Genomic DNA, 8,739 nt, shown 5'->3' on the forward strand with positions numbered 1-8,739 from the left:
AGTCTGCGGAAATAACGGGAAGTAAAACCCTTATTCGAATTCAAAAAGATGGGCAGGAGTACCTGTGGGAGCCTTTTTCAGAGCGGCAAAAAGGCGCTTATGCCATCCATAGAAACCTCTACAAAAATGCCTATTGCAACAAGGTTATTTTTGAAGAAGTCAATTCAGACCTCGAACTCACCTTTCGATACCAATGGAATTCGTCCAATCTTTTCGGCTTTGCCAAACGGTCTAGCCTGATCTACAACGGGAAGGCACCGGTGAAGGCAGAAGTGCTTGACGGGTTGCAGAATATCCTGCCCTATGGGGTGAATACAGACCTGCAAAACAGCCGGAGCAATTTAGTCGACGCCTATAAGAAGAATGAATTGCAGACCGAAACAGGCCTGGGTATATTCAGCCTTAGTGCCATTATCGTGGATAAGGCAGAACCCAGTGAATCCCTCAAGGCCAATGTAGCCTGGTCTGTTGGACTACAAAAACCGCAATATCTTATTTCATCCCTCCAACTCGATGGTTTCAGAACGGGTGCCCCCCTAAAGCCCGAAACAGACATACGCGGAGAAAAGGGTGCGTATTTTATAGGGTCGGAATTGTCGCTCCAGCCCGGGCAAGAGCACCGCTGGATGCTTGTGGCCAATGTCAATCAGGGTCCTTCGGATGTTGAGGCCCTGCAGATGAAACTAATGGATCCCGGGGCTTTAAGGCAATTGGTTTTGGACGATATAGAGGTGGGAACCCGCCGGTTGATTGGGTTGACGGCAGCAGCAGATGGGTTGCAGCTTACACAAGACAGCCTTCGAATCACCCGCCATTACGCCAATACCATGTATAACATTATGCGGGGAGGGATCTTTGACAACAACTACGACCTGGAGAAAGCGGATTTTGGCACCTACCTGAAACAGGCTAATTCAAAGGTATATGAAACGAATAAAGCCTTATTGGGCCAGTTACCTGAAACCTTTACGCTCTTTGAATTGAGGGAACTGGCAAAATCTGCGGATGCTAATTTCCTGAGGTTGGCCTATGAATACCTGCCACTCAAATTTAGCAGGAGGCATGGGGATCCCAGCCGTCCCTGGAACCGGTTTTCAATCAATACCCAAAGTGAAAAGGACGGGTCTAAAATCCTCGATTATGAAGGGAACTGGAGGGATATCTTCCAGAACTGGGAGGCATTGGCGCATTCCTACCCGGAGTTTATCGACGGGATGATCCACAAGTTCCTCAATGCGTCTACTTTTGACGGGTACAACCCATACCGCATTACCAAATCCGGGATAGACTGGGAGGTCATTGAACCAGATGATCCCTGGTCCTATATTGGCTATTGGGGGGACCACCAGCTCATATACCTCCTGAAGTTTCTCGAGTTTATCGAAGCTTACTATCCAGGCCGTTTGCTATCCTTCTGGGGTCAGGACCTCTTTGTATATGCCAATGTGCCCTACAGGATAAAGCCCTATTCCGAAATCCTAAGCAATCCCAAAGACACTATCGATTTTGATCATGAGCTCGAAAAGGAGATCAGCAGGCGGAAAGAAAAGATCGGGGCCGACGGGGCACTGATTCAATTCCAGGACGCGCCTTACCGGGTGAACCTGGTAGAAAAACTCCTCGCTACCCTCCTGGCCAAGGCCTCAAATTTTATCCCGGAAGCCGGGATTTGGCTGAACACCCAACGCCCCGAGTGGAATGATGCCAATAATGCGCTTGTGGGCAATGGGGTTTCGATGGTAACCCTTTGTTATATGAAACGTTTCCTGAGCTATTTCGGGGATTTACTGGACACTTACCAGCCCAAAACGGTTCGAATATCGGAGGAATTGGAACAATTTTTTAAAGCAATTACCCAGGGATTACAACAACATAAAGAGACGCTCAGCGGATCGATTTCAGATACGGTGCGCAAAGATATTGTCGACGCTTTGGGTACTGCTGCAAGCGAGTATCGCACGCGGATTTATACCGGGGGCTTCACCGGATCGAAAAAGGAAGTCTCCGCCGCTGACCTCGGGGAATTTATAGCGGTTATGTCTGCCTATGCCGACCATGCGATTGGCGCGAACCAGCGTCCGGACAAGCTCTATCACTCCTATAACCTGATGACCGTAACCGGAAAGGATTCTATTGCAATTTCCCATTTGAGTGAAATGCTGGAAGGGCAGGTAGCCGTGCTGAGTTCGGGAAGTCTGAACCCGGAACAGGCCCTTGAAGTAATGAACGCCCTTCGCAAGAGTGCCCTTTACCGTGAGGATCAGAACAGTTACATCCTGTATCCCGATAAGGACCTGCCCCGCTTTGTGGACAAAAATCGTATTCCAACGGATCTTATAAAAAAATCTTCACTCCTCCTGAAGCTCTTAGAAGATGGGAATCGGCAGATCGTGGAGCAGGATGTTAAAGGAAACTACCATTTTAACGGGGATTTCAATAATTCCGGGAGTTTAAAGAAAGCGCTGACCGAATTACCCCCAAAGTATCAGGACCTGGTGGCTCGGGAACGGGGGGAAATCCTGGATATTTTCGAGGCCGTTTTTGATCATAAATCCTTTACCGGCCGGTCGGGAACCTTCTTTGGCTATGAGGGGCTGGGGTCCATTTACTGGCACATGGTTTCCAAACTTTCTTTAGCTGCCCAGGAGTGTTGTTTCCAGGGGTTGAATTCCCGGGCTGATGCAAAAACCCAGGCGGGCCTTATGGCGCATTACCACCAGATCAATGAAGGGATCGGGGTGCATAAGCCCCCTCAGGTATACGGGGCCTTTCCCACCGACCCGTATTCACACACCCCGGCACACCGGGGGGCACAACAGCCGGGAATGACCGGGCAGGTCAAGGAAGATATCCTGGTCCGGCAGGGCGAACTCGGGGTTCGGGTTTTGGAAGGACGCCTGCATTTTGGCCCGGGGTTGCTCCATAAGGATGAATTTTTGACCACATCTCATAGTTTTGAGTACCTGGATGTGCATAATACCCTCCAGTCCCTGGAGGTTCCGGAGAAAGCGCTGGCCTTTACCGTGTGTCAGGTACCCATAGTATATGCTTTGGGCGAGAAATCGGGTGTAGCAGTGCGCTTTTCGGATGGTAGCTCCAAAGCATGGGAGTCCCGTGCCCTTGAGCCCACCATCAGCAGTGCACTTTTTGAGCGGAAAGGGACTGTTGAAAGTATCCGGGTCGGCCTGGCAACCGATGATTTTAATTAACGACCAATGACTGGGAAAAAGGTATTGGAGAAATATTTCGTTTGGACGGGATTGTCCGTACTGTTTTTTTTACTGACCGGATGCCCCTCCCCGCCCGAATTACACTGGGCAGAGGAGTTTGACGGTACAGCACTCTCCGGGGATACCTGGAACTTCGAATTGGGGGATGGTTGCCCGGAAATTTGTGGATGGGGGAATAACGAAGCCCAGCGTTATACGCGCCAGAACCACCGCCTGGAAGATGGAAAACTGATTATTACAGCCCGCAAGGAAGATAGTGGATATACCTCTACCCGTATTACCACGAAAGATAAGGTTGAATTCCGGTACGGCCGGGTAGAAGCCAGGGCCAAACTCCCTGCCGGTACAGGGGTATGGCCGGCGATCTGGATGCTGGGTTCCAATATCGGGGAAGTCGGCTGGCCCCGATGCGGGGAGATCGATATCCTGGAATATGTCGGGAAGGATCCCGGTATGGTATATACTTCCCTCCATACCCCGGACAGCCATGGCAATACAACCAATACCCGGAAAACCCCGGTTGCGGATATTGAGGATGGGTTCCACCTTTTCGCTATGGAATGGGAGCCCAATTCGATTCGATTCTATACAGATGGTGTGCTGGTCTATACTTTTTCCCCGAAGGAACGAACCCCCGAGGTATGGCCTTTTGATCAACCCTTTTATTTGCTCATAAACCTTGCTGTAGGCGGGAATTTTGGTGGGCCTGAAATCGATGATGCCATCTTCCCCCAGGAGTTCGTGATCGATTATATCCGCATTTTTAAATGCCCGGAGGGGCAATTCCGGGATGGAGGATGTTTCTAAGGGCAATGGAATTTTTAATGCGCATTAAAATATCAGGTCATGAAGAGAATTGAACGCACCTGCCGGCCTCCTGCATTCAGGATGCTGTTGGCAGTCCTGATGGTGTGTCCTCTTTTTTTGAATTCTCAGCAGGCTTACAGCCAAAAGCCTACATCTAATTCAACCCAGATGAAAGAAATCGAAGCATCCATCGAAGATATCCTGGGGCAACTGACCCTGGAGGAAAAAGTAGCCATGTGCCACGCCCAATCTAAATTCAGCACCCCTGGAGTCCCGCGTTTGGGGATTCCGGAGCTATGGATGTCTGACGGACCCCATGGGGTTCGGGGTGAAATTAACTGGGATAATTGGGGTTATGCCGGCTGGACCAATGATTCCATTACGGCCTTTCCGGCCCTGACCTGCCTTGCGGCCACCTTCAATTTAGATTTATCCTTTGCCTATGGACAGAGTCTGGGAGAGGAAGCGCGCTACCGCAAAAAGGATGTGCTGCTTGGCCCGGGCGTGAATATCTATCGCACCCCACTCAACGGGAGGAACTTTGAATATATGGGCGAAGATCCATTCCTGGCCTCTGAAATGGTGGTTCCTTACATCAAAGGGGTACAGGCAAATGGGGTTGCTGCATGTGTAAAGCATTTTGCCCTGAATAACCAGGAAAAGTGGCGGAATTATGTGGATGTGCAGGTGAGCGACAGGGCCTTGCATGAAATATACCTGCCTGCTTTCAAGGCGGCGGTGGAAAAGGGAAATGTCTGGGCCGTTATGGGTTCCTATAATAAGTTCAGGGGGCAGTATTGCAGCCATCACGAATTTTTAATCAATACCATCCTCAAAGGCGACTGGGCCTTTGATGGAGTGGTGATCACGGACTGGGGGAGTGCCCACGATACCCGTGAGGCCGCGCTTTATGGGTTGGATATAGAAATGGGGACGGGGACCGATGGCCTGACTAGTACCCTCATCAATGCCTATGACAACTATTATCTGGCAAATCCATTTTTGGAGATGCTCAAATCCGGGGAAGTACCTGAAGAAGTCCTCGATGATAAGGTAAGGCGCATTTTACGCCTAATGTATCGGACGAGCATGAATCCCGACCGGGGAATGGGAAAGATGAATAACCAGGAACACCTGGATGTGGCGCGCAAGGTTGCCTCAGAGGGTATGGTCCTGTTAAAGAATCAGGGGCAGTTCTTCCCCCTGGATCCCGATAAGGAAATGACCCTTGCAGTTATTGGTGAAAACGCCACCCGTTCGATGACCCAGGGTGGAGGCTCCTCCGAACTGAAGGCCAAAATAGAAGTTTCTCCCCTGGACGGGCTCCGCCAACGCTTTCCAAAGGCCAACATCCTACATGCCATGGGGTACGCCTCAGGTCCTTCAGTATACGGACGCGTGGAACCCGCTCGTTACGACGCGGATTCCCTAAGGCAGGAAGCGCTTGCCATTGCTTCAAAAGCAGACAAAGTACTCTTTATCGGGGGGCTGAACAAAAGTCACCGGCAGGATTGTGAAGGGGGCGATCGGGAAAACCTGAGATTGCCTTTCGGACAGGACAATTTACTTAGTGATATCCTGGAGGTCAATAAGGAGGTGGGCGTTGTCCTGATCAGCGGTAATGCGGTGAGTATGCCCTGGGCAGATGATGTTCAGGGAATCCTGCAGGCATGGTATGCCGGGAGCATGGCCGGATACGCCCTTGCCGATATCCTCAGTGGTGACGTAAATCCTTCGGGAAAACTGCCGTTTACCTTTCCGGAAACCCTGGTAGAGAATGCGGCCCACCATTTTGGGGAAGCTTCCTATCCCGGGATAAAAAAGGTTCAGCAGTATGCAGAGGGTATTTTTGTAGGGTACCGCTGGCACGAGACCAAAAAGATAAAACCATTGTTTCCGTTTGGATTCGGACTTTCTTATACCAGCTTTAAAGTTTCTGAGATTAAGACGAACGCAAAAAGGTACGGTTCACAAGATACGGTAACGGTCTCTTTTGAAATTGAGAATACGGGGAGTAGGGCCGGGGCGGAAGTAGTACAGGTCTATATGGGGAAACCGGATTCAAAAATAGAACGACCTACCCGGGAACTGAAGGGCTTCCAAAAACTGGACTTAAAACCCGGAGAATCACAATCGGCTGAAATCTGTACTCCCATTTCCAGCTTTCGGTATTTTAATGAGGATTTCTCCGGCTGGCAATTGGAACCCGGAGTGTACAGATTGTATGTCGGGAATGCTTCAGACCACACCTATCACACCCTGGAAATAGAGGTCGGCCAGGACTAAACCCCGATGAGAAACTTCCGAAGCTGATTATTGTTTGGTATAGACCTCTGCCTGTAAACCGGGGAGGTTATCCCCAATAATATTGGTTAAGGTTTCCTGCGAACTGCTGAAAGTAAAGAGGGTAATGGCCCCTGTTCCGTCTGCCAGACGAAGGACGTTCCCTTCAATATCCCAGTTTCCGCCCTCGTTTCGGGTATTGTCGGAGCACTGGAAAATAAACAGCCCCCCCGTAATGGTGGTAACCACCAGATCGTTTCCGGTAAAAGCCCAGGTATTGTTATCGTTTATGGTAATCCTCCCGGTAATGGTACAGTCTATTTCCGAGAGCACATTGGTGGTTGTTGTCCCATCCTGGTTGATATCCTGAGGAGGTGAAATAGTCAGTTCTGTCAGGTTCCAGGTTCCAACAACCAAATCGCGGTTGGGATTGGTCTCCGTACCGCCATCGTCATCTGAACAGGAAACTACAGTCAGGGAAAAAAACAAAATCAGAAATTTCTTCATGAGTAAGATCTATAAAAGGGCAAGATAATCTATGGGGGTAAGATAGGAAATTTGGTATTGTCGAACAAAAATCGATTGCGCTGAGCAAATACCCTACCTGGAACAATTTTTAGAAAATTTACGTCTGCTAGTTAGGCCTTCTCTATAACCATAACAGTATTCTGGCAGGCTGCTTCGGGCGACGAGCAATTAATCTATCAGCACTGTACAAGTCTTTGTAAATACGTCTCATATGATAAATAAACTAAAAGCATTGTTTGCTGGCCTGGTACTAATGACTTCATGTGGTGAGAATAATGCCCCAGTGACTGATGAACCAGAAGAAAAATTGATTAAACCCATAAGCAGTTATTTCCCTCCAGCCCGTGCCCGGGTTTTAGTGGTTGGGAGCTCCCATTTTGACTATCCCGGCCTTGATGCCATGAAGGCGGATGAGTCGGATAAAATAGATGTGCTGGAGGAACCGAAAAAATCCGAGGTTACGGAATTGGTGGAGTATCTAAAGAAGCTTAATGCTAATAAAATAGCCATTGAAGCCCATCCAGAATGGAACGCAGCCCTGAAATACGGAGAATACAAGGCCGGGCATCATCTGGAACGGACATGCTGCTATCCTAAGACAAATTTTAGAGATGTCCCCTGAATACGAATTTGTGGAACTGGATAGTCTTTAGGTCTGACAGGTGTAAGGTCCCAGATCCTGCCCCGATATTGGGTTCAGGAAAAATAACGCAGTTTTAACGGCGGATTCCTTGAGGATTTTATCCTTTTTTGAGTACTTCGCATTATGACGTTATTCGTAGACATGGATGAGGTGTTGGCGGACACCTACGGAGCTCACATCAGCCGGTATAACAGCAGATTTGGAGCATCCCTGACCAAAGAGCAATGTATGGGCGGGGAGGTTTGGCAACAAGTACCCGAACATCGGGAGCGCATATGGGAGCATTATTTCGAACCCGGTTTTTTTCGCAATCTCGACCCCATTGCCGGGAGTCAGGAGGTCCTACGGGAGTTGGCCGAAAAATACCAGGTCTATATCGCTTCAGCTGCCATGCAATTCCCCAATTCGCTCATTGAAAAACACCAGTGGCTGGATGAACATTTTCCATTTATCCATTGGAGAAATCGCATTCTTCTGGGAGACAAACACATCCTTAGGGGCGATGTCCTTATCGATGACCGAAGCCATAACCTGGAGACGTTTCACGGACGAAGCATACTTTTCACCTCCCCCCATAATATTCACACCACAGGTTATGAAAGGGCGGACAGCTGGGCTGAAGTTGCCGATTTGTTGGTGTAGGAAGGACTTTTTTGTGTACAAGGGACCCCCACCCACCCAACTTCAAATTAGTTCCTCAGTCTGAAATTTACTTGCGGAAAGCCTTTATAATCTGGCACCCTCCATAAACTAAAAATTTCCCGAAGTGATCTTCAATACACTACTTGTAACGATTTACCTTATAGTTCGTCTTTTAGGTATACCAACCTTTAAGATGCACCCGATGTACAAAATCCTCCTTTTTACTGTATTCCTCTGTTTTGTTGGGACTACGGAGACCCTTCACGCCCAAATTGTAAAAGAAAACACACTTCCCGATTGGCTCACGCAAAACAAAGCCCTGACCACAGGGGTTCTACAGGTACCCGAAAACCACGATGCGCTCAACGGTACGCAGATTCATATTGCCTATGCCGTGATGAAGGCCAAGGAACCTGTTGCGGGGGCCTACCCGATGATCTTTTTTTCCGGAGGACCGGGTGGGGAAACTCTGGATGAAGGGCTTGTGGGATTCCTTGCAGAGCATCCTTTCCGGCAGGGTCGGGATATTATCCTCTTCGACCAGCGGGGGATTGGCTTGTCTTCAGCCCTTCCGGATATGTCTTTTGATTCCTTTGATATTCTGGC

At 49.1% G+C, this 8,739-nt stretch carries 6 protein-coding genes and 1 pseudogene; 6 read left to right on the forward strand and 1 reads right to left on the reverse strand.

Annotation, left to right across the window (positions count from 1 at the left end; genetic code table 11):
- From WBV75_RS01130 to WBV75_RS01140, 3 genes are all read left to right on the forward strand, one after another.
- The coding region (locus tag WBV75_RS01130; protein WP_424118825.1) for a hypothetical protein at window positions 1-3,209 on the forward strand (3,209 nt) is incomplete at its 5' end.
- Window positions 3,210-3,215: 6 nt separating this feature from the next.
- A complete protein-coding gene (locus WBV75_RS01135; protein ID WP_424118826.1) occupies window positions 3,216-4,037 on the forward strand; it encodes a glycoside hydrolase family 16 protein in 822 nt (273 codons plus the stop codon).
- A gap of 39 nt (window positions 4,038-4,076) precedes the next feature.
- Entirely contained in the window at window positions 4,077-6,323 is a 2,247-nt protein-coding gene (locus tag WBV75_RS01140) for a beta-glucosidase family protein (RefSeq protein WP_424118827.1), read from the forward strand.
- Between the two features lie 27 nt (window positions 6,324-6,350).
- Here WBV75_RS01140 and WBV75_RS01145 read toward each other — a convergent pair whose 3' ends face one another.
- On the reverse strand, window positions 6,351-6,827 hold the full coding sequence (locus WBV75_RS01145; protein WP_424118828.1) for a hypothetical protein: 477 nt from the start codon (window positions 6,825-6,827) through the stop codon (window positions 6,351-6,353).
- Window positions 6,828-7,059: 232 nt separating this feature from the next.
- Between WBV75_RS01145 and WBV75_RS01150 the strand changes: the two genes are divergently transcribed.
- The 3 genes and pseudogenes from WBV75_RS01150 to WBV75_RS01160 all read left to right on the forward strand — a co-directional run.
- Entirely contained in the window at window positions 7,060-7,470 is a 411-nt protein-coding gene (locus tag WBV75_RS01150) for a hypothetical protein (protein WP_424118829.1), read from the forward strand.
- Window positions 7,471-7,614: 144 nt separating this feature from the next.
- Window positions 7,615-8,133, forward strand: a complete 519-nt coding sequence (locus WBV75_RS01155) for a 5' nucleotidase, NT5C type (RefSeq protein WP_424118830.1) — start codon at window positions 7,615-7,617, stop codon at window positions 8,131-8,133.
- A gap of 202 nt (window positions 8,134-8,335) precedes the next feature.
- A pseudogene (locus tag WBV75_RS01160) lies at window positions 8,336-8,739 on the forward strand (alpha/beta hydrolase); the annotation flags it as partial.

The organism is Robiginitalea sp., assembly GCF_049588695.1.
Taxonomy (GTDB): Bacteria; Bacteroidota; Bacteroidia; order Flavobacteriales; family Flavobacteriaceae; genus Robiginitalea.

What these genes read in the sequence shown, in the direction of transcription:
- WBV75_RS01135 (WP_424118826.1), top strand. Translation starts at nt 3,216, where the DNA reads ATGACTGGGAAAAAGGTATTGGAGAAATATTTCGTTTGGACGGGATTG.
- WBV75_RS01140 (WP_424118827.1), top strand. Translation starts at nt 4,077, where the DNA reads ATGAAGAGAATTGAACGCACCTGCCGGCCTCCTGCATTCAGGATGCTG.
- WBV75_RS01145 (WP_424118828.1), bottom strand. Translation starts at nt 6,827, where the DNA reads ATGAAGAAATTTCTGATTTTGTTTTTTTCCCTGACTGTAGTTTCCTGT.
- WBV75_RS01150 (WP_424118829.1), top strand. Translation starts at nt 7,060, where the DNA reads ATGATAAATAAACTAAAAGCATTGTTTGCTGGCCTGGTACTAATGACT.
- WBV75_RS01155 (WP_424118830.1), top strand. Translation starts at nt 7,615, where the DNA reads ATGACGTTATTCGTAGACATGGATGAGGTGTTGGCGGACACCTACGGA.